This is a genomic window from Lancefieldella sp. Marseille-Q7238, assembly GCF_949152215.1.
GTDB lineage: Bacteria > Actinomycetota > Coriobacteriia > Coriobacteriales > Atopobiaceae > Lancefieldella.
In genome coordinates, this window is record NZ_OX424407.1 from 1 (window position 1) to 22,454 (window position 22,454).

The following is a 22,454-nucleotide window of genomic DNA, read 5'->3' on the forward strand; positions in this document are numbered from 1 at the left end:
ATTCTACCCAAGCTCTCCAAAGCTCCCACAAGAACTTTAAAATTTATTGAAAAACAATAAATTGATATTGAAATTCGATATGAATTAGCTATCATGATGATACGAGAGATTGCGATTGTGGGAGGTTATATGACGTATCGAGAAACATCGCTGATATTGAAGCTAGTGAATGCGGCCGCCGCTGTCGCCTGCATAGTTGTTGCTGTTGTGGTTATTCCTCAGCTTGAACAGGGAAACCGTTTACCTCTCGGCGCAACGCCGGCGTTTGCACTGGGCATTCTTCCGCTTTTAGCAGTCGCGCTCACCTCATGGAGGCTTTTCTCGCGTATTGCACAAGGCGAACTTTTTTCCAAGGAGAACGCCTATCTGCTTCGCTTGATGAGTTATTTCGCCGCGGCAGACGCGCTCTTGTGGCTTGTGTTGTTGGTGGCGTATCTCGTGGCAGTTTCACCTGTGGCCTTTTCTGTTGTCGCATCTCTTTCCGTAGCGCTCATTTTTGCAATCTCTCTGACCGTTATTGCCGCGGCGCTTTCCCTGTTCACTACCAGAGCGTCATCCTTGAAGGATGAGAATGACCTGGTGATTTAGATGGATTCGATTGCAGTCAATCTGGATGTCGTTCTTGCGAAACGCAAAATGAGCCTGACCGAGCTGTCCGAACGCGTGGGCGTGACCCTTGCCAACCTTTCAATCTTAAAAACAGGAAAGGCAAAGGCTATTCGCTTCTCAACACTGGCGGCAATCTGCCGTGAGCTTGACTGTCAGCCCGGCGAGCTTTTGGAATTCATACCGGATACCGTGTAGTCCGAAAGGAATGTAGCATGTCATATCCCGTACCGCCCGAGGGTCTTCCTCAAGACCCTGGCGAGAGCTTTACTAAAAAACAGTCCGTTGCGCTGACGCATCGAGACCAGGTGGGCATTGGTTTGGCCACGCTTCTTTCTGTCCTGTGGGTGCTTTGCGCCGACGGGAACCTTGAAACAGCTCGTTTCTCATTGGAATTTTTTACGATTGGCGGCGTTGGCTTGACCCTCTATATGCTTACTACGCTGGCAGTACTCGTCTTTTTACAGGGAGGCCTCAAGCGCCTGGGACGGATTACCAGAATACTTCTGGCAGCAACGGCGCTTGCTGCAATCGTTCCGTCCATCAGCGCAAATCATGACCTTCGCTCGGCAAACGCCCTCGTGTTGCTTATGCTTTATATGCTCGATTTTTTACTGATCAGCGGATGTTCGGAGCGTATCGTTTTAACCATGCACGGCTGGATTGCTTCTGTCAGCTTCTTTTGCAGACATCAGTTTGCCCATGCTGGGATGGCGTATCGCGCATTGCGGAAGAAGCCGATTGCCAGTGAGCGTACCCGGGCGATTATCATAGGCATAGCTCTTGCGGGCTGCATTCTTCTTGTGGTGTTACCACTGCTCTTCTCGGCTGATGAGGTTTTTGCCCGCATAGTTGATACGTTTTTTGACTGGAATCTGGAGAGTGGCGGCGTATGGCTTGTGCGAATCATACGAATTGCCGTCATTGTTTCGATTACGTTTTCACTGCTCTATGCCGTTATACATGCGCTTGGCAAAGACTGTGCGCTAGGCGAGAAGCTCAATAAACCGCAGGTATCAAACGTGCTTATCGCGACGACGCTCGTTCTGATTGATGCGGTATATGCACTCTTTGTTTTCGTTCAAATCACCTATCTTTTTGGCGGTGTTGAGGCGAGTGCCCTACACGGAGGCTACGCACAGTATGCGCGATCGGGTTTCTTTGAGCTTGTCGTTGTGACGGCAATCAATCTTGCCCTGACGCTGCTTGCGCTTGCAGTAAGAAAACGGGAAGAACGTACAGCGATAAGCTCGACTTTACTCTACGTCCTTCTCGCCATGACCCTTGTGATGCTGGTATCTGCCGCGCAGAGAATGACCCTGTATACCGTAGAGTTTGGTCTTTCAATGCTGCGTGCTATGACCTATATGGGCATGGTTGCGATTTTAGCGCTTGTGATCATTGCGGCCGTGCGTATACACAAGCCGAATGTACCCGTCTTTAAGCTGGGCGTTTTCTGTCTGTCTGTCATTTGGCTGGTGTTTGCTCTCAGCAATCCTGCCGCTCGTATCGCCGCGTTTAATGTTGACGGCTACCTTGGAGGCTCTCTCAGGCAGATTGATGTGGAGTATCTGTATGAGCTTGGTCCTGATTCCGTACCGGCGCTCAAGAAGCTCGCGTCAATTTCTGGTACGGACGCTGCAAAGGAAGAAGCGCGGATGTGTCTTGACGGCATGAGCTGCTTTTACGGACAAACTCCCTGGTCATACCGGACGATACGCGAGATGATCCCAAACTACTTTCCTGTTTACCCATCAGAACAGTGAGCTTCATGGAGAAGTCTCAAAAAATACCTAAAATAAGCTGTTGCACTACGTAGAAAGTCCTTGCTTGGGTAAACTAAAAGGCTAGGAAAAGTTGGCCGGCAGAGACTGCTCTGCCGGCACTGATATACCAGGTGAGGAAGTATGGCGTCAAACAAAATTGCGATTCGTGGTGCGCGCGAGCATAATCTTGCGGATGTGGATATTGATATTCCCCGCGATAAGCTGGTAGTTATTACCGGTCTTTCGGGATCGGGAAAGTCAAGTCTTGCGTTTGATACCATCTATGCCGAGGGTCAGCGTCGCTATGTCGAATCGCTTTCAAGCTATGCACGCCAATTTTTAGGTCAAATGGATAAGCCCGATCTGGATTCTATTGACGGTCTTTCTCCTGCTGTTTCCATTGACCAAAAAACTACCAGCAGAAATCCTCGCTCAACGGTCGGTACAGTTACTGAAATCTACGATTACCTGCGACTTTTATACGCTCGTATCGGCATTCCGCATTGCCCTGAGTGCGGTCGTGTGATTGAGCGTCAAACTACCGATCAGGTAGCCGACAAGATTCTTGAGGCGGGGAAGGGTCGCCGTGCGTTGGTTTTGGCTCCTGTTGTCTTGGGCCGCAAGGGCGAATATACCAAGCTGTTTGAAGATCTGAGGCGTGAAGGATTTTCCCGCGTGCGCGTGGATGGAGAGGTACGTGAGCTTGATGGAGAAGAGATCAAGCTGGGTAAGACTCTCAAACACACCATTGAAGTTGTGGTGGATCGTATTGTCATCAGGGCCGATTCGCTGGGACGCGTGGTTGAAGCGGTTGAGCAGGCTACTAAGCTCGCCCAAGGCAAAGTAGGCGTATTTCTTCTTGCGGATCGCAATGATCCGGAGCATATGCCTGATGAGCTTTTGCAGTACTCGCTGGCACTGGCGTGCCCTATCCATGGGTACTCTATGGACGACCTGCAGCCGCGTGATTTCTCATTTAACGCTCCATATGGCGCGTGCCCTGATTGCGACGGATTGGGCATTCGCAAGATTATCGATGCGGCTGCCCTTATCACCGACCCCAAACTTTCCGTTTCCGAAGGTGTTTTCGGTAGCATTTTTGGTCATTCCAACTACTATCCGCAGATTCTTTCCGCTGTCTGCGCTCACTTGGGAGTTTCTGACAAAACGCCGTGGGAGAAGTTGCCAAAGCGTGTGCAAGACGCGCTGCTTGGCGGCTTAGGAGCAACTAAAATCCGCGTTGATTACGTTACGCGCGACGGCCGCAATACCCACTGGTTCACCACGTTTGCAGGCGTGCGCAAGATACTGTTTGACAAGTATCAAGATACGACCTCAGAAACAATGAAGACCCATCTTGATCACTACATTCGTGAGATGCCATGCTCCACATGCCACGGCGCGCGCTTAAAGCCTGAAATTTTGGCGGTTACCGTTGGCGAGAAGAACATCTGGGAAGTTACGGAGATGTCATGCCGAGAAAGCTTGCGGTTCTTCAAAGCTTTAACGCTTACGGAACGGCAGCATTTTATCGCAGGCCCCATTGTGAAAGAGATTGTGGCTCGCTTGCAATTTCTTGTGAATGTCGGCCTTGATTACCTGACGCTTTCTCGTGCTGCAGCTACGCTTTCCGGTGGCGAAGCGCAACGCATTCGCCTGGCGACACAGATAGGTGCTGGTCTTATGGGTGTGTTGTACATCTTGGACGAGCCTTCCATCGGCCTTCACCAGCGCGACAACAATCGCTTGATAGAAACGCTGAAACAGCTTCGTGACCGCGGTAATACCGTATTGGTGGTGGAGCATGACGAAGATACGATCCGCGCGGCGGACTATGTGGTTGACATGGGACCTGGAGCGGGCGAGCTGGGAGGTAAGGTAGTTGCTGCCGGTACGCCGGAAGAGATTGTTGAAAATCCTGATTCCATTACAGGCGCGTATCTTACTGGTCGGCGCCAAATCAGATTGCCGGAAAAGCGTCGCAAGCCGGGACGAGGCGCCCTCGCAATTACGGGAGCATCGGCAAACAATCTCAAAGACGTGAGCGCCAAAATAGAGATAGGCACGCTGACTCTCGTGACAGGAGTTTCCGGTTCAGGTAAGTCTTCGCTGGTGACCGATACTCTCGCCCCTGCGCTGACCAATGCCGTTCATCATTCTAAGCGAGCCGTCGGGGAGTACAGGAAGCTTTCGGGCATTGACCGTATCGACAAAGTCATTGACATCGATCAAAGCCCTATCGGCCGCACACCGCGGTCCAATCCCGCAACCTATATTGGCCTATGGGATGACTTGCGTGCCCTTTACGCCTCTGTTCCCGAATCTCGCGCCCGCGGATACTCGGCAGGACGCTTCTCATTCAACGTGCCGGGGGGACGCTGTGAAGCCTGCAAAGGCGACGGTCAAATCAAGATAGAAATGAACTTTCTGCCGGACATCTATGTGCCCTGCGAGGTCTGCCACGGTAAGCGCTACAACCGCGAGACCCTGGAGATTCTATATCACGGCAAGTCCGTTTCCGATGTGCTTGACATGACGGTTCATGAGGCGCTTGCGTTTTTCGCCAACATTCCACGCATCAAAAACAAACTTCAGACGCTGCACGATGTAGGCCTTGGCTACATTCATTTGGGTCAGCCGGCTACCACGCTTTCCGGCGGCGAAGCTCAGCGCGTGAAACTGGCAAAGGAACTGCACCGTACACAGACGGGCAAGACGCTCTATATTTTGGACGAGCCTACTACAGGCCTTCATTTTGAAGACGTCCGCCAGCTGGTTGATGTGCTGGAGCGCCTTGTGGACGCCGGCAATACGGTACTGGTCATTGAGCATAACCTTGATGTTATTAAGATGGCGGACCGTATTATCGACATGGGCCCCGAAGGGGGAGACGGAGGAGGAACTGTAGTTGCCTACGGCACGCCTGAACAGGTGGCTCAGATACCAGAGTCCTACACCGGCGCGTTTCTCGCTCCCATCCTTGAGCGGGATCGCAAGCGCCAGGCTCAGGAGTGATGCTGATATGACCAGGCGTGAGAAGGCTCAGACAATCCAAAAGACGAACGCCATGCGTGAACTCGAAGCCGCTGGTGTTTCGTTTGAAGCGCACCGATACGATGTCGATGACAGTATTCCTTCAGGTGAGTTGGGCGTGCGTATTGCGGAATCGCTTGGCGAGAATAAAGATGCCTCGTTTAAAACGCTTGTATGCGAAGCGCCTGCCGGTGAGTATGTGGTGTGCTGCGTGCCTGTCGCGCAAGAACTTAACTTGAAAAAGGCTGCTTCTGCGGCGGGTAAAAAAAGTCTTTCGATGCTGCCGGTCAAAGATCTTGAGGCCGTTACGGGGTATGTTCGGGGAGGCTGCACGCCAATCGGTATGAAGAAGCAGTTTCCCACGCTCATTGATGAGACCGCTCAGTTGTTTGATGTGATTAATGTGTCCGGCGGTCGCAAGGGTCTCGGCATCACCGTTTCGCCGATTGCACTAGCATCGTGTATTAAAGCAACATTTGCCGATATCGTTCGAGAGGCGAGGTCGTGAGTTATCAGCCAAAACACATGCGCGAGATTACCGCGGAGCAGAATGAATTTCTGGAGCGCGAGGACGTTCTCGCTACGGTGTCGCAAGAGACGCTTGAAGAGGAACCGGGCCTTCTGCCTGAAGAGCGACAAAAGCAGGTGAGTCGCTCGGCTTCCATGATGAGTGTGCTGGTTATTATCAGTCGTTTAACCGGTTTCATGCGTACCTGGGCACAGGCTCTGGCTATGGGTGCTACGGTTTTGGCAAGTTGCTACTCCGTTGCCAACATACTGCCCGACCAGTTATACGAACTTGTGGGCGCCGGCATGCTGACCACTGCATTTTTGCCCGTCTATATGTCTTTGAAAAAGAAAGTCGGCAGCGCGGAGGCCAATGCCTATACGTCCAATCTGCTTTCAATTGTGGTCATGATTACGCTGCTCGTGTCCGTTTTAGGCTTCATTTTTGCGGGTCAGGTTATCTATACGCAGTCCTTCTCGGCGCGTGCCGACTTCGACTCTGAGCTGGCTGTCTACTTCTTCCGTTTCTTTGCCATCGAAGTGGTCCTCTATTGCTTCTCTACCATCTTTTCCGGGGTACTCAATGCGGAGCGCAGCTACTTTTGGCCGATGGCGGCCCCTATTTTCAATAACTTTGTGACGACGGTGTCTTTTCTTGCCTATGCGGCGTTAGCTGGCTCTCATCCGGGTCTTGGTCTTTTGATTTTGGCTCTGGGAAATCCGCTTGGCGTATTGGTGCAGGTATTGGTACAGATTCCCTCTCTTAAGAGAAACGGCATCAAGCTGAGGCCTCATATCGACTTCCACGACCCCGCGCTAAAAGATACGCTCAAGATTGGTGCCCCTGCCCTTATCGTTGTCGTTGCTAACTTCGTGACGGTATCGGTTCAGAATTCTTCGCAGCTTTCAATCAGCGTAGCTGGAAGCGCCATTGCAACCTATGCCCGTCTTTGGTACACCCTGCCCTATGCCATTTTGACGGTGCCGGTTACCACGGCGTTATTCACGGAGCTCTCAGAAAGCTGGGCAAAAGAGGATATCGCGGCGTTTAAGCGTGACTTAACCCAGGGCGTCTGCCAGATTCTCTTGTTTACGGTGCCGTTCATGCTCTACTTGATAGTGTTTTCGGTGCCGTTGGTCTCGATTATTTCGTCAGGCAGGTTTGAAACAAACGATATTCTGTTGACTGCCGAGTTCCTCAGCGGCCTTTCGTTGGCGCTGCCACTCTATGGCGTTGGCATGTACCTGCAGAAAGTCTGCTCAGCCATGCGTCATATGGTGCTCTATGCTGTCGCGGCGACGCTTGGCTCTGTCGTGCAGGTAATTATTCTTCTCGTGACAACACCCTATGTTGGACTTGGCTTTGTTGCGGCAACATCGATGATTTTTAACGTTGTGGTCGATGCAGTCATGTTTGTGGATTTGTGGAGAAAATTGGGACATATCGGATTCAAGTCCATGATGTTCTCCTTTGTACGTTCTTTGGGTCTTGGGCTTCTTGGCTCGGGTGTAGCCGTTCTTATCATGCGCGTGCTCGAGATAGCTATCGGCCCTGCTATTGGCTCTCCAATGCGAGGTCTTATGAACTGCGTCGCCGCTGGTATTCCAGCTGTCTTGGTGACCTATGGTTTAGCCGTAGCATTCAGATTCCCCGAAGCGGCGGCTATCCGTTCGCTGCTTGGACGACTGAGGCGCTAAATGGCGGACATGTCGCGCCATAAAGATTTTGACAGCCTGGTTTCTCTGCGAGAACAGGTCAATCAGGTGCCGACAAGCCCCGGTTGCTATCTGTGGAAAGACGGCTCTAATAAGGTTATTTACGTTGGAAAGGCTAAAAACCTGCGCAATCGCATGCGCCAATATGTGACGCTTCAAGATGATAGAGCGAAGATTCCCCTGATGATGCAGGTGGTACGAAGTTTTGACTATATCGTCGTAGAAAACGAGCATGAAGCACTGGTGCTGGAGAGGAACCTTATCGCCCAGTACCGTCCCTACTTTAACGTTGACTTTAAGGACGATAAAAGCTATCCCTTCATCGCTATTACTGAAACGGACGCTTTTCCCGCCATTAAGTACACGCGCGAAAAACACAAGAAGGGTACGCGCTATTTTGGCCCGTATACGGATTCTTATGCCGCCCGCCAGACCATCGATACCCTGCGCAAAGTAGTCCCTATCTGCGCGGCCGGCTGTGTGGAATGGAAGAAATGCCGTCGTGAGCTTGAAAAGCATCCCGACGAAGCGTCTGTGGCCAATATGATTTTTGCGGAAAAGGGGAGACCGTGCTTTGACTATCATGTGGGTCGCGGACCGGGGGTGTGCGTGGGAGCTATCTCAACGGCAGAATACGTCAAGCATGTGCGGCAGGTAGAGAGCTTTTTGCGTGGCAATCGGTCCGAGATTGTGTCTGAGGTACAAAGCCAAATGCAGGAAGCGGCCGCCGAGCTTGATTTTGAGAGAGCAGCGCGCCTCAAGGGGCGTCTTGATGCGCTGAGCGCCCTTGACGACCGCCAGCAGGTGATGTTTCCGGTTTCGGTCAACCTTGATCTTATCGGTTTTTATCGCGAAGAAACCATTTCCGCCGCTTGTGTCTTTGTGGTTCGCGAAGGCCGTACGATCCGCTCAGTTGAGTTCATTTTGGACAAAGGGCTTGATGTTTCTGAAGATGAGCTGGTTTCCGGTTTTGTCAAGCGCTACTATGACGAGACCGCAGACATTCCCTCAGAGGTTGATGTGCCTGTTGAACTCTCTGACGCGGCGCTCATTTCGGAGTGGCTGTCTCGTAAACGCGGGCACAGCTGCAACTTGCATCTTCCACAGCGTGGTGAGAAACACCGTCTGCTTGAGATGGCCTCTAAAAACGCGCGACACGCCCTCATGCGTCATATGATTCGAACAGGTTATTCTGATGACCGTACCAATCAGGCGTTGCTGCAACTTGAGTCGGCTCTGGCGCTTGACGCGCCGCCCCTGCGTATAGAGTGCTTTGATATCTCTACGCTGCATGGCTCTTTTACGGTTGCGTCTATGGTGGTCTTTACCAACGGACGCCCTGATAAATCGCAGTATCGGCGGTTTAAGATTCACGCTGAGCTTGATGAAGCGAATGATTTTGTTTCTATGTCAGAGGTGCTTGGCCGTCGGTATAGTCCTGAGCGCATGGCTGATACACGTTTCGGTTCTCGTCCTGATTTATTGGTGGTAGACGGAGGAAAGCCCCAGCTGACAGCCGCCTTGAACCAACTTGCGGAGCTTGGGCTGGATATTCCGGTGTGCGGTCTTGCTAAGTCCGACGAAGAGGTCTTTGTGCCGTGGGATGAAACGCCTATTGTGCTGCCGTCCGGTTCCGCGTCGCTTTACTTAATCAAGCAGGTGCGCGATGAGTCTCACCGCTTTGCCATCACGTTTCATCGTGAACTTCGCGACAAGGCCATGACAGTTTCAATCCTTGATGAGATTCCTGGTGTAGGGCCTAAGCGCAAACGAGATATCATGCGCTATTTTGGTTCATTCAAAAGGCTCAAAGCTGCATCGGCAGATGAGATTGCTCACGTCAAAGGTATATCAAAAGCGCTTGCCCAGAGTATCTTTGACGAGCTTAAAGCATGGCAGAAAGAACCTTCGGACGTCGCAGACTCTGCAAGTACACTGAACGCTTCAGATGCAGGAATGGATGAGAATACACGGCGTTGATTTGCGCTTTGAACATGTGAGGCATGTTGCGGTGCGCCGTTGAAATGTGCTACAGGCCGTTTTCTTTTCATTTTTCCGTAGCTTTAGCAGATATATTTTATACAATTAATTCTGTAACAGAAACTATATCGCGTAAAAACAAGCAGTAAGAGAAGGTGGCGTATGAAGAAGACAGGGTCTTTGATCTTAAGTTTGTTTCTGGCAGTCAGCCTGTCATTTTTAGGTGGCATGCCGCGGGCTCAAGCTCAAGAGATTGACTCTCCTATAACTCAGACATCTACCAATGAGCGACAAGAGGATGCCGTATCAGAAGAGACATCGACAGATGCTGCGGCAAAGGAAGTAATCTCAGAGGAAAAGACATACAAAACGCCTGAGACAGATGCGAGTTCTAAGGCGCCCGCGGGCTCCGAAGCGCCTGTGAGTCCTGAGGCAGCGCAGGCGACATCGCTTCTTCGTGTGCCCGCTCAAGCAACTGTTTCAACGGAACAGGAATTAAAGGATGCTATCGCCGCTGCTCCCGCGGGACAAAAAACCGACATTGTTCTTTCCGGAGATATTACGGTGTCCGAAACTATTACCGTTCCTGCTGGGAAAGACGTGAGATTAACGACAAACGGAGCTTCAGCAAGTCTTGTAGCGGCGAGTCCCTCAATAAGCTATCTCATGTCGGTTGAGGCGACCGCAGCGCTTACCATCGACGGGGATGTTACCTTTGATGGTGCAAGCAAAGCCTACTACGTAACGTGCGCGGGAGCCTTGACGCTTGAAAATGGTGTCATGAAGAATGGCTCGAGTGCCTCTTCTCCTGCCGGTGGCGTGTATGTATACGGTTCTTCTGCTACTTTTACCATGAATGGCGGTACGATTTCCAACACGGAGCTTGTGTACTCCAATAACGGCGCCGTACACCTTGATAAGGGCGCAACAGGTACCATGAACGGCGGAACTATTGAGAACACTGCGATTAAAAATCAGTTTTCCGGTAGCGTTTTGGTTAGTCAGTCCAGCTTTACGATGACGGGTGGCACTATCACGGGCGGTGATGGTGGCCAGCAGATTCAGACGGCTGGTGGCGTTATGGTACTGGCGCTCGATCACAGCAATAAGGGTGTTACCTCGTCATTTACCATGACCGGTGGCGCCATCACAGGAAATAAAGCACCCTTCGGAGGCGGCGTATACGTTTATGGTGGCAGCCCTCAGTATGCCGATTTTCATTCCAAAGCATATTTCACCATGAACGGCGGCTCCATTGACAACAATAAAGCTACCGGTGTTGTAGCAGCTGATGGCAGCTTTATAAGTGGTGGAGGAGGCGGCGTTTACGTTCAGTGCGGCGGCAACTTTACGCTCAATGACGGAAGCATCTCCAATAACATCGCAACCGGCATGGGCGGCGCAGTGGCAACCTTTGACATGTTTACCGACTATTTTGGTAAGAAGCCCTACTCGGAGGCAGCCGGCCAGTATTACGACATTAACTACAAGAACTGGCCTGATTTCTATCCCGCTTCCTTTACTATGAACGGCGGCTCCTTGAAGAATAATACCGCAACCGGTACCGATATCACCAGTGACGCAGGCTGCGGCGGCGCGGTCTACTCGGCATCTCATAACGTGGTGTTGAATGCTGGAGAAATTATCGGCAACAAAGCAGACCGTCAAGGCGGCGGAGCATATGTGGGTTCCGTGCCCTATTCGCTGACTGCCTACAATGCTGAAGTTACCTCCAATACCGCTTCCGTTATCGGCGGAGGCGCATGGTTTTGTCCCACGGGAGAGGCGTCCTTCTCGGTTAATGAAGGCTCGGCCGTATATGGTAATACCGCGGCTGGTGCTGGCGATGATATCGCTGCTGTTCGCATGCAGAACAACGGTGCCAAGACCAACATCGCGGAGCGCATGCTTGGCGGAGGATCTTATAACTGGCATAAGGATGGCGGTATCCTGACACCTCACGTTCTCGGTGAACCTGATCCTGATGCACCTCGTGCCGATGCTGGTGGCGAGGCTGTCAAAGACGTGCATGATAGTACGGAGTCTTGGGCTCTGAAAGCGTCTCCCTCGGCTACAGGCATCGCTCTCGCACATGCCAAAGCCAAACTGACCATAAGCGACAACTCCGCGGCTCGCGGTGGTGGTATCGGCTCAAACGGTGAAGTTACTTTGGGCAATCCTGTGACCGAGGCTAAGCAGCTGACTGTCAAAAAAGTATGGAATACCACCCCAAGCCCTTCGGCTACTGTTCCTGAATCGCTGACAGTGTGGCTCGTTGTCAATGGCCAGCGTACTGAAAGCGTTACGCTGAGCGCCGCGAACAATTGGACACATACGTTTACCGGTCTTCCAATGGACGCTGAGGCAACGATTGAAGAGGACGTGCCTGAAGGCTGGATGCAGACGACTGAAACCAAGGTGATAAGCTCCACGTCTACTGAGATTACCCTTACCAACACCATTAAACCGACCCCTGAGACCACCCATATCTCTGTCAAAAAAGTGTGGGTAGGAAAGAAGGGTTCGTCCGTTACCATCCATTTGTTGGCCGATGGCCAGGATACCGGTAAGACACTGACGCTTTCTGAAGCAAATGGTTGGTCTGGTACGTTTGATGCTCTCGAGAAGAATGCCGCTGACGGCCATGAAATCGCCTATACGGTAACGGAAGACGAGGTCTCTGGCTATACCTCAAAAGTAGAGGGAAGCGCTACTGACGGTTTTACCGTAACAAATACCGAGACGCCTCAGGACACACCAAAGCCCAAGAAAGATCGGCCCCGTAAAGTTCCTGACATGGGAGATACGAGCCTTTCAGGCGTGGTTATCCCGCTTGCTCTTGGAGCATGTATCCTTCTTGGTGCAGGAGTCTATCTCAGAAGAAGCAATGCGCAATAGACAGCGCATCAAAACAGACTTTGTGAGGTAGCAGAGGAGAGTCATTCTTCTCTTGTGATACGCAACCAGTGAAACGCCGCCCGTAAGGGCGGCGTTTTTATGTGCTTTCACCTTAGTACAGAGTAATCTTATACAGGCGCATGTTGCCCTCGGAAAGTACAGTCTCAAGACCGGGTGTCTCATCGTTTATCTCTGAGATTCCCCGGAATGTACCGAGCTTGTAGTTATCTCCGATTACGCCGGGACTCTTGGGATTTTCAAGTATCAGGATATAGTGAATGTCAAGCTCTTTGGCGGTATTACGAACTTCTTCATCAGAAGCGATATACTTCAGACGCTTTCTCAGGATTGCTGACGCTGGTCTCTCTGAGCCGTCGTAGCCGGTTGGAAAACGCCAGATAACATGCACATTGTTGGTAGCGTAAGCCCAAAGGCTTCCGTCATAGGGGATATTTGCCACGCGTGCGCCGCGCGGAATAATGTTCTCAACGCGGCGTAAAAAGTCTCGCTCACGGTCGGTAAGCGGCTCTTTGTCGCCATATGAGGCTTCAGCTCCAGCTTTGTAGGCGGCAAACGCGTTAGTCGGTCGCGCGTGCTTTGAGGAAGGCATTGCAATGAGGCAGTTGCTCAAAACAAAGACAGTAACAACCGAGGCTCCGACGGCATATTTCCAAAATGGGCGCTTAAGCAGTGTATCGATACGGCAAAGTTGGTCAAAGGCGGCGCATGCAAGTGTTCCTAGGCCGACCGCAGCAAGTGGCATGGCGGTAAGAGCTGCGCTTGCCGCGATACGGAAGGGATCGGTGTACCAAAAGCCCGAAAGAAGGCCTTTGACGGGAAAATCAAAGGTAATGATAAAAGCGCAAAGTAGTGAAACATAAAAGAAGGAAACAGAGAGCCAGCGTCCACGCTTGTTGGTAAACGTCCAAACGATGCCGATAAAGACCACAAGGGTAAGTGCCGGCTGCATAGAAACGAGCTCGCCTCCTGCGTAGGATTCCCCAATGTAGTCGAGGCCTATGGCATGGATAAGTGCGTTCAGAGGGTCGGAATAGGAATTCCACCAGAAATTGAGGGCGACGCCGCGTTTTACAACTGCAAAGTAGAGTACGACCCAGATAAGCACGATGGCAGCAAAAAACACAGAAACAAGCGTCCGTGGATTGAGTTGCTTGCCAAAAAGGGTAACGTGTCGTTTTGACTGTCCAATACGGGCGAGACACCAGGGCAAGAGGATGATAATGCTTGAAAAAATGGTGGAGGCGTGCAGGACAGTAAGACTGATGCCGCCCAAAAGGAAGGTGACGACAAGCCACACAAGTTCGTGTTTGGGCGTTTTTGAGCGAGTCATCTGCATAAAAACCCAAAAGATGCTCGGCATGGTGCAGAAGGCAAGGGTGTTTGGATAGATAGGTCCGTAGATAAGAAGCGCCCACGGAAAGACGGCAAACGCGCCTGTGACAAAGGCGCCGGCGAGAAGTGCGCTGCGATTGCGGGGAAACGTCTTTGCAATGAAAGTCGTCATCGAAAGCGGCAGAAGAATAGCTGCTCCCACAAAGTTCAGAGCATTTCCGGCAATGGTCACGTCAGTGTGTATAAGCTGCGTTACCAGTGCCGTCAGGATATTCCATCCGCACGGATAAAACCCTAAAGGTCCGGGCTGCCAGGGGATGATGGCGGTGTCAGAGGTACTGTAAAAATCATAGCTGATAGAAGAGTAGCGTTGGGAATCAATCATAGCTTGAGTGACATCCAAATGGCGCGTAATGTCCCAGCCCTGCACGAAGGATCCGGCATTTGAAAGGGAAGTGACGTAAAGCAATGTTGTTGTTACAACGCCGACAGCCACATACATAAGAAGGATTTTCCAGTCGAGAGGGTCACAGGCAAAGACAGTATTATTGGCGCTGTTGTTTGCGGTGCTGTTTGTACTACTCTTTGTACCGCGCTTCTTTAAGCTGATTCTTGCGGCAATATAGGCGATGCCCGCAACAAATAAAGGGATACCCAGCATGAATGGGAGGTACGCCGGAATATGCAAAGCGCTGAAAACCTCTCCGGTGATAAAGATAAGGCCGCAGCTGACAAGAGGAGCCGTAGGTAGTGCCCAGCTGATAGGCATACGGGATGCTTTGAGAAAGAGTGTGCCGGGAAGGTAAAGCAATGCGCAGAGCGCAAGGACGGCAAACCAAAACTCAAACCACATGAAATCTCCGAATCAAATCAAATTGATATGCCAAAGTCTTATCAGTATAGACGTCGTTTTCTGCCATGCTGATGATATCAGGAATTACGACAATCTTTTCGCCGCCGAGCGTAGGTAAAAGTGTAGAAAACGTGAAAAGGGCCGCAAAGCAGCCCTTGAACAGTTGGTAGCCCGTACCAGATTCGAACTGGTGATCTCCGCCTTGAGAGGGCGGCGTCCTGAACCGCTAGACGAACGGGCCGTATGTTGTTTGGAAGGACATGGCTGGGATAGAGAGAATCGAACTCCCGTTGACGGAACCAGAATCCGCTGTCCTACCGCTAGACGATATCCCAAGATGTCATCCCTTACGCATAAGCGCGAGAAATAACTATAAAGGAGCGGTGATAGGTATGCAAGTGAGAATATCAAGAAATTTGAAATTCCCTTGTAAGCAATCACTTTTTACGGTTTGGCATATCCATGCGTTTCGTATGGAGTACGTTTTTTGTGGCGGCCAAACATTCAGTGCATGCTGAGCAGGCTGTTTGAGCGCTAGGAGCTGCAGCAAGACCGCCTTTAGCAGTTTCTCGGAGTGTTGCCGGGAGCGCGGCGCCAACCTCTGCCATGGCGCGGACAACCTCGTCAAAGGGAATGGGGTTGCCGATGTTTGCAAGGGCGAGCTGCGCGGAACTGATAGCTGCAGCCACTCCGATGGCATTGCGATCTTGGCAAGGATGTTCCACGAGTCCGCGCACAGGATCGCAGACCAGTCCTAACAGGTTGGAGAGGGCAATCGAAGCGGCGTCAAGACATTGCTTAGGGGTTCCGCCGAGAAGTTCAGTTAGGGCTGACGCGCTCATAGCCGCTGCAGAACCAACCTCAGCTTGGCATCCGCCTTCAGCGCCCGAAACGCTTGCGTTGGTAGTCAGAATAGCGCCAAGAGCCGCAGCATTCCAGAGCGCGAGAAGTATCCGGTCATCTGTTGCGTACAAATGATTTGCCACAGCGAGAACAGTTCCTGGTACAACGCCAGAGGCGCCTGCTGTAGGAGCCGCAACAATGACTCCCATGGTCGCCGAACGCTCAAGCACCGCCATGGCAAAAGCTACCGCCTGCGTTTGCACCGGACCCATGAGAGCGCCAATCAGAGCGGGGTCGCTCTGAGCAACGGCCTGTGCCTGCCCATACAGCAGCCCGCCAATGGATTTTCTTGGGGTTTCAATTGTGTCGCGTACCTCGTCTTTCATGGTATTCAGCACGCGAACCATTTCTTTTTTACTGTCGGCTTCCGGTCTGAGAAACTTCTCGCGCCGTCGCATAACCTCGCCGATGGAGGCACCCTCACGTTCACAAAGGGCAAGCAATTCAGCACCGTTGTCAAAATTGATTGCGAGCGGACCGGCCGATACGGTAGGCGCGGCTCCGGGAATAGAGACCTGAGCCGCGAGAGCCACATAGGGAGTTTTGCGGAAGAGATCGAGCGTGTGCGCCGATACCGCCTCATCAATTTCAAAAATGGTGTACGCCATACCGCCGCGCGCTGCCCGGAACGTACGCATAGTTGCAACATTGATGTGTTGTTCCGCGAGAATGGCCGTCAGAGCAGCAAGAACGCCGGGAGTATCCTTATGAGAGACAAAAATTGTCGGCATGTCACCGGTCATACGGACGCGTGCGCCATTGACGCCGCTGATGCGGATGCGTCCGCCACCGATGGATTCTCCCATGACCGATACGCACGCTTCATCTGCGCCGTGCATGCGTGCCTCAACCGTATTAGGGTGGAGACTCTCGTCGTCGCCCTTCTCGACAATGTCAAAAGGAAGACCCTGTTCTTTGGCAAGAGCAAAGGAGTCGCGAACGCGCGCGTCGTCAGGTGAGAACCCAAGCATGCCGGCAATTAGGGCCTGGTCAGTGCCGTGCCCTTTATGCGTATGAGAAAATGAGTTATAGAGAAAGAACTCTACGCGCGCAAGCGGTTTTGGCGCCAGCGATCGCGCTACCAGTGCAATGCGAAGCGCGCCGGCGGTATGCGATGAGGAAGGGCCAACCATAATGGGTCCTAAAATCTCAAGCGCAGACATGGTCATCATAGAAAGCTCCTTGTATATACAGGAAGCGCGTGTGCAATGTCAGAACGAAGCGTACGCGCTATTGGGCTATCGCAAGCGCTCGCTTAAGGCGGATAAGAGCGGTTGTTTTGCCGAGAAGCGCCATGGACTCACCGAGTGGCGGAGAGACCATGTTGCCGCACTCGGCGACACGGATTGCTTGAAATACCACTCGTTTTTTGAGGTTAAGCTGTTCCGGCAAAATCTCAAGCGCTTCGTCAATGTGTACGGGAGTCCATTGCGAAACAGGTGAGAGCGTGGCATGCGCAGCCTCAAGAATCGTGTGTGCTCCTTCCTTGGCGAGACTCTTGGAGACGCTCTTCTCGTCAAAGGTAACTTCGTCTCCTTCGTAGAGGAATCGAGCCTTCTCTATAACGTCAGGGGAAACGGTAGTGCGAGGTTTGAGAATCTCGGAAAGCAGGTCATACCAAGCGGGGCGCGCGGTATAGAGCTTTTCGACATCTGCTTCAGTGTCGGAAGCGTTTTCAAGACCTGCGCGGATAAGCTCGGGGATGAGAACGTGCGTCGAGAACGTTTTATTGTCCATGGCTGAGAGATAGGTTGCGTTTATCCAGTTCAGACGCTCCGGATCTGATTTTGCAGGATTTTTTGAAACGTGGTCGAGCGAAAACTGAGAAGCCAGGGTAGCGCGCGGAACGATGGTGGTTTCACCGTCCAACGACCAGCCGAGAAGTGCCAGATAATTGACGAAGGCATCGGAAAGATATCCCGCGTCACGATACTCTTCAACAGAGGTGGCACCGTGTCGTTTGGAAAGTTTTTTACCGTCAGGCCCCAAAATCATGGAAATATGCGCGAACTCAGGCACCGGCGCGCCGAGAGCTTCGTAGACCATGATCTGGCGGGGAGTATTGGACAGATGATCGTCGCCTCGGATGACGTGCGTGATACCCATCATGGCATCGTCAACGACGGTCGCGAAGTTGTAGGTTGGCGTACCGTCAGAGCGGAAGATGATAAAGTCGTCAAGCTCGCGAGCGTTGAATGTGACATCGCCATGCACCGCGTCATGAACAACAACATCGCCGCGGTCAAGCGGTACCTTGATTCGGATAGTGTAGGGCTCACCGGCCTCAATACGCACTTGAGCTTCAGCGGGGTCAATGTTTCTGCAGGTACGCTGATAGCCTTGGAATGGGTCATGGCGCTGCTCCGCCTCTTTTTTATCTGCGGCGAGTTTCTCGGGCGTGCAGAAGCACGGATATGCCTTGCCCTTTGCCAGCAGGGTGTGTGCGGCCTTACGGTAGATCTCCAGGCGTTCGGTTTGAGCGTACGGTCCGAAGTCACCGCCCTTATCGGGGCCTTCATCCCAGTCAAGACCAAGCCAGCGCATGGCACGCAGGATGATCTGCGTATTCTCGTCAGTGGAACGTGCGGGATCGGTGTCATCGATGCGCAGAATGAAGGTACCGTTATTGGCGCGGGCAAAGGCCCAGTTATAGATAGCGGTGCGAGCGCCGCCGATATGCAGTTTTCCGGTGGGCGAGGGAGCAAAGCGTACGCGGACCTGTTTATTTTGGGACAAAACTCCTCCTAACAGTCGGCGTCTTCGGGGTAGGCAATCCGAAGGGCCAAAGATACATGGCTGGCCATGAAATAAAAACTACTCAATACTAGACAACTATGTAAGTATATAGCTCCAGCGATTTCAATGTATTATGAGGCTCCAAACATATTGCGCTCGTTAAACTCAGCCTGAACGGTGCGAATCATGAGGTCAACGTCATCAAGACCAAGGTGCCGTTCAGCTTCGTTTGCCGCAAGCGTGCCGCGGCGTCGTGCCCAGTTCTCAAGGCTTGCGGGTCGTGACGCGGGGAGAAGAGAACGAAATTCCGGATCAAGGCGGCGGCAGATCTCACGGGTATCGATAGGGATAATCTTACCTTCTTTGCGAGCTTCCGCATAGCCATCTATCTGCAGCATAAACCAGGAATCTTCAAAAGCGGCGTTATGCGCTATGAAGGGAACTTTTTTCATCACAGTCAGCAGCGCCTTTTGAGCGGCTTTGTTTGAGCGAAATGTCGGCTTTCCCTCAAGATCTTGCCAGGTGATATGGTGAATCTCTGTCAGAGGTACGCCCTTCTCGCGGTAGAACTCTGGCATTCCGAAATAAGCTGTATGAGGGTTAACCGGTACCGTCTGAGGACCAAGATTCCAGAACTCAAACCCAACATTGATGATGTAACCCTGATCGGGAAAGCGAGACGTCGTCTCAATGTCGATACCCAAAACGGTTCCTGAAACCGGCTTTTCATGGTAGGCGAGCGTCAGGTCGGTAAGCGTGGGTCCGGCAGTCTTCATGACGCCAGCCTCACGGCGATGCTGCAGTTTTGCTACACCTCGCGCAGTATCTTCAGTGGTGAGTCCACGCGCGAGTGACACACCGTTGGCGTTTCTCAGACGCTCGGCGCCGTACAGGTCGCAGACCTCGCGGTTACGGTCGGCGAGCTGACGCACGAGGTCAAAAGAGAACGGAAGGCTGTCCTTTGGAGCCGCGTTCCAGGCATCAAGCAGTGTCTTAAGGGCGTCTTCATTTTTGAGACGCTCTGCGGTCAGTGCGGCGTCATCGTTCAAAAACCCTGGTATCAAGTATGCACTGGCGTGTTCGATTGCCTGACTGAGTTCCATGGTACCTGCCTTACTGTGGAGTATCGCGCCCACGAAATCGGGTGCACGCGTACATCGCGAATTTTTTGTCAGATACTAGGGTAGTGCATGAGCACGTCGAAAACGTACGAGCTTGATGATTTTCTCGCCTGTCACGCAAAAGCTATGATTATGTTTGATTGCATGCTAGGCTTAATGCGAATATACAACTTTGAAGGAGTGACCTTGTTGTCTGTGACAAAAGAAGACCTCGCAGTTTCTCGTGATTTGCTTGAGTTTATCGATCGAAGCCCTTCAATGTTTCACACTGCAACAACCGTGCGTGCACATCTTGAGGCGGCTGGCTACGTCTATCTTCCCGAGGGCGCTGCGTGGAAGGTTGTTCGCGGTGGCCGGTACCTTACCGTGCGGAATAATTCTTCTGTCATCGCATGGAAGGTTGGCGAGAAGTTTGACAAAGCTGATGATTTTGACGGCACCGCGCCGTATCATTTTCAGATTGCCGTCGCTCACGGCGACTCTCCCTCCTATAAGGTGAAAGCGGTGCCTGAGTTAAAGGGTGAACAAGATACCCTGCGTCTTTCTGTGGAAGCCTATGGAGGCATGATTGATCATACCTGGCTGGACAGACCGCTTGGTCTTGCTGGTCGCGTACTGGTACGTTGTGGTTCCAAGATTGAGTCACGCCTGATTACTATAGAACGAGATATTGCCCTCATTCCCAGCCTAGCAATCCATTTAGATCGTAAGTCGGGACTGGCTCCTGAGCTTAATCGAGCTGTCGATCTCATGCCGCTTTTCTCGGTTGGCGAGCTGTCTGAAGGTGCATTCAGACAGATGATTGCCATGGAGGCGGGAGTTGACGCAAGCAATGTCCTTTCATTCGACCTCTTCCTCGTTGATCATACCGGTGGACGTATCTGGGGTTACAAGGATGAGTTTGTATCCGCAGGGCATCTGGATGATTTGCAGTCCGCCTATGCCGCGTTGAAGGCATTTCTTGCATCTGATAACGACTCAGATATTTCCGTCTACGCTTGCTTTGATAATGAAGAGGTGGGCTCCAATACCAAGCAAGGAGCCATGTCTACGTTTTTACGTGACACGCTTGTGCGCATTAACAGCGCGCTTGGCTTGAGCGAAGACGATTTTCATCGTGCTCTTGCAGCTTCAATGTTGGTGAGCTGTGACAATGCTCACGCGCTGCATCCGGCTCATCCCGAGAAGTACGATAGCACCAACCAATGCAGACTTAACGGAGGCATTGTCATTAAGGAGGCTGCCCGCCAGTCGTACTGTACGGACGCGGTAAGTCGTGCTGTTTTTGAGGAGATACTGTCAGCTCGTAACCTACCTTACCAGGTCTTTGCTAATCGTAGCGACATGCCGGGCGGTTCGACTTTGGGCAATCTCTCAAATATACAAGTGAGCATGCACGGCATTGATGTAGGACTGCCTCAGCTTGCCATGCATTCAGTCTTTGAGACGACAGGGTCGCGCGATACAGCTTTGGGAATACAGGCTCTTCTGGCATTCTATGATGCTGATATTGTCATTTCCGAAGCGGATAGCATAAAAATATCGTAGTACATGTTCTGTTTTAATCACCTCATGCGATGTACCCAACGCGCCCCTCTAAGCGCGAATAGGGAAAGAACCAGGCAGCTGAGCATGAGGGCAAAGCCAAGGACAAAAAGGATATCGTAGCCGGCAGTCGAACCGTCAACGATAAGGCTCCATACCACCAAAGCGATTGCCGACATAAGCGAGCTGACAACAGCGATTCGAGAGTAGATGAGCGTATAGTCCTTGGTACCGAAGACCGCGCGAACCAGGATGGGCGTCTCAACGGTAGTCATGGCATACACTACGCCAAAGAGAAAAGCCCCCGCAAGCATGAGAGGCAATGAGGCTATCTTGATCCAGAGCAGCGCTAGACCGGCAATACCACAGAAGATGCCGGCGTAACAAGCGACTTTTTCCGACTTGTCATTTAGAGCTCCGAGTGCTACCTTCCCAAGGGCTTGTCCGACCATGACGGCGCCCGCGATAAGGCCACCGGCAGCGGCAATCTCAGGCGCAGTATCGGAAAATGTAGCGGCGTAGCTGGGGAAAAATTGTGAGATTTGCTGATTGAGCGTGATAAGGGCGTAGAATGCCCCAATCATAAAGAAGGCCGGCATGCGCAAAGCCCTGTTTGCCGGAATACCTTCATCAAGGGTTGATTTTGCACACGAGTTGGTGCTGGCATTGACACTGGCACTAGCATCGACGCTATCAGCGTTTTTCTCACCTGACCCCATAGGAAGAAGCCCAAGATCGGAAGGCCTGTCGCGGACAATACAGAAGGTAAAGGGCAGCGTACATACGAGAATGATTGCGGCGAAGATGAAATAGCACATGCGCCATCCCTCGGCTCCGCTTGCTATAAGAGCTGACCCAATGGGGTTAAAAAGAGCGCCTCCGATACCGGTAAAGGCAAAGCAAAAACCAATAAAGAAGCCGACTCGCTCTGAGAACCAGTTGCCTATGAGTGTCGGCACAGCCAAAAAGATAAGGCCTGGCAAACCAATTCCGATGATGACGCCGCAAACGTAAAGCTGCCAGACTGACTGTACTAGTCCCATGGTGCCGTAGGCAAGGCCGCAAAGGAGCGTATCTATCGTGAGAACCATGCGCATGCTGTGCGCCTTCAGCAGCCGACCCGTGATGGGAAGGGCAATCATCATCGTAAGGCAGATAACGGAAAAGACGAGTGAAAAGCTGACTTTCGGTACGTTGAAATACTGAGTGACCGGCGTAATGAATATGCCAAAACACGTCAGAATGATTGCGCAGGGAAAAAACATGATGGCGACGCATGCCGCCACAATGGCATACGCATAGTTTTGCCCGTGGCGGGGCGTGGCTGTGGGTTGTGACATAGCAATCCTTTTGCTCGGTAATTTTGTCAGCTATTGTACCTGATTGTCCAAACGCCCTTCTCGCCAAAGATATAGCGAGAAGGGCGTGTACGTGTAG

14 protein-coding genes and 2 tRNA genes are annotated in these 22,454 nt (G+C 52.0%); 9 read left to right on the forward strand and 7 right to left on the reverse strand.

The window, feature by feature from the left end:
- The first annotated feature begins 129 nt into the window (after positions 1-129).
- The 8 genes from QM016_RS00005 to QM016_RS00040 all read left to right on the forward strand — a co-directional run bounded on the left by QM016_RS00005 (position 130) and on the right by QM016_RS00040 (position 12,506).
- The gene (locus tag QM016_RS00005; RefSeq protein ID WP_282709718.1) at positions 130-588 is read left to right on the forward strand and encodes a DUF2975 domain-containing protein; all 459 of its coding nucleotides are present in this window, start codon (positions 130-132) and stop codon (positions 586-588) included.
- Positions 589-804: a helix-turn-helix transcriptional regulator gene (locus QM016_RS00010; protein ID WP_016477161.1), complete on the forward strand. Its 216-nt coding sequence runs from the start codon at positions 589-591 to the stop codon at positions 802-804.
- A 17-nt stretch (positions 805-821) separates the two neighbouring features.
- Positions 822-2,372, forward strand: a complete 1,551-nt coding sequence (locus QM016_RS00015; RefSeq protein WP_282709719.1) for a DUF4173 domain-containing protein — start codon at positions 822-824, stop codon at positions 2,370-2,372.
- Between the two features lie 141 nt (positions 2,373-2,513).
- On the forward strand, positions 2,514-5,387 hold the full coding sequence (uvrA, locus tag QM016_RS00020) for an excinuclease ABC subunit UvrA (RefSeq protein ID WP_016477159.1): 2,874 nt from the start codon (positions 2,514-2,516) through the stop codon (positions 5,385-5,387).
- 7 nt (positions 5,388-5,394) lie between these two features.
- On the forward strand, positions 5,395-5,913 hold the full coding sequence (gene ybaK / locus QM016_RS00025; protein ID WP_016477158.1) for a Cys-tRNA(Pro) deacylase: 519 nt from the start codon (positions 5,395-5,397) through the stop codon (positions 5,911-5,913).
- On the forward strand, positions 5,910-7,610 hold the full coding sequence (gene murJ, locus QM016_RS00030; RefSeq protein ID WP_016477157.1) for a murein biosynthesis integral membrane protein MurJ: 1,701 nt from the start codon (positions 5,910-5,912) through the stop codon (positions 7,608-7,610). Before ybaK ends, murJ begins: the two co-directional genes overlap by 4 nt.
- Positions 7,611-9,608, forward strand: a complete 1,998-nt coding sequence (gene uvrC, locus QM016_RS00035) for an excinuclease ABC subunit UvrC (protein WP_282709721.1) — start codon at positions 7,611-7,613, stop codon at positions 9,606-9,608.
- Between the two features lie 162 nt (positions 9,609-9,770).
- Entirely contained in the window at positions 9,771-12,506 is a 2,736-nt protein-coding gene (locus tag QM016_RS00040; RefSeq protein WP_282709722.1) for a Cna B-type domain-containing protein, read from the forward strand.
- A 112-nt stretch (positions 12,507-12,618) separates the two neighbouring features.
- Here QM016_RS00040 and QM016_RS00045 read toward each other — a convergent pair whose 3' ends face one another.
- The 6 genes from QM016_RS00045 to QM016_RS00070 form a co-directional block, all read right to left on the reverse strand.
- Positions 12,619-14,712 (reverse strand): DUF6541 family protein, encoded by a 2,094-nt coding sequence (locus QM016_RS00045; protein ID WP_282709723.1) that lies wholly within the window; start codon positions 14,710-14,712, stop codon positions 12,619-12,621.
- 164 nt (positions 14,713-14,876) lie between these two features.
- A tRNA-Glu gene (locus tag QM016_RS00050) sits at positions 14,877-14,953 on the reverse strand.
- A gap of 20 nt (positions 14,954-14,973) precedes the next feature.
- Positions 14,974-15,047, reverse strand: a tRNA-Gln gene (locus QM016_RS00055).
- 102 nt (positions 15,048-15,149) lie between these two features.
- Positions 15,150-16,787, reverse strand: a complete 1,638-nt coding sequence (gene sdaAA / locus QM016_RS00060; RefSeq protein ID WP_282709724.1) for an L-serine ammonia-lyase, iron-sulfur-dependent, subunit alpha — start codon at positions 16,785-16,787, stop codon at positions 15,150-15,152.
- A 58-nt stretch (positions 16,788-16,845) separates the two neighbouring features.
- Entirely contained in the window at positions 16,846-18,351 is a 1,506-nt protein-coding gene (gltX, locus tag QM016_RS00065; RefSeq protein WP_282709725.1) for a glutamate--tRNA ligase, read from the reverse strand.
- 131 nt (positions 18,352-18,482) lie between these two features.
- On the reverse strand, positions 18,483-19,454 hold the full coding sequence (locus tag QM016_RS00070; RefSeq protein WP_282709726.1) for a 3'-5' exonuclease: 972 nt from the start codon (positions 19,452-19,454) through the stop codon (positions 18,483-18,485).
- A gap of 174 nt (positions 19,455-19,628) precedes the next feature.
- Here QM016_RS00070 and QM016_RS00075 point away from each other — a divergent pair, with 174 nt between their 5' ends.
- Positions 19,629-21,020, forward strand: coding sequence for a M18 family aminopeptidase (locus tag QM016_RS00075; RefSeq protein ID WP_282711433.1), 1,392 nt, complete (start codon positions 19,629-19,631; stop codon positions 21,018-21,020).
- Positions 21,021-21,037: 17 nt separating this feature from the next.
- Here the strand turns inward: QM016_RS00075 and QM016_RS00080 are convergent, their stop codons facing one another.
- Complete coding sequence (locus QM016_RS00080; RefSeq protein ID WP_016477148.1) at positions 21,038-22,357, reverse strand: MFS transporter; 1,320 nt, start codon at positions 22,355-22,357, stop codon at positions 21,038-21,040.
- Between the last annotated feature and the right edge of the window lie 97 nt (positions 22,358-22,454).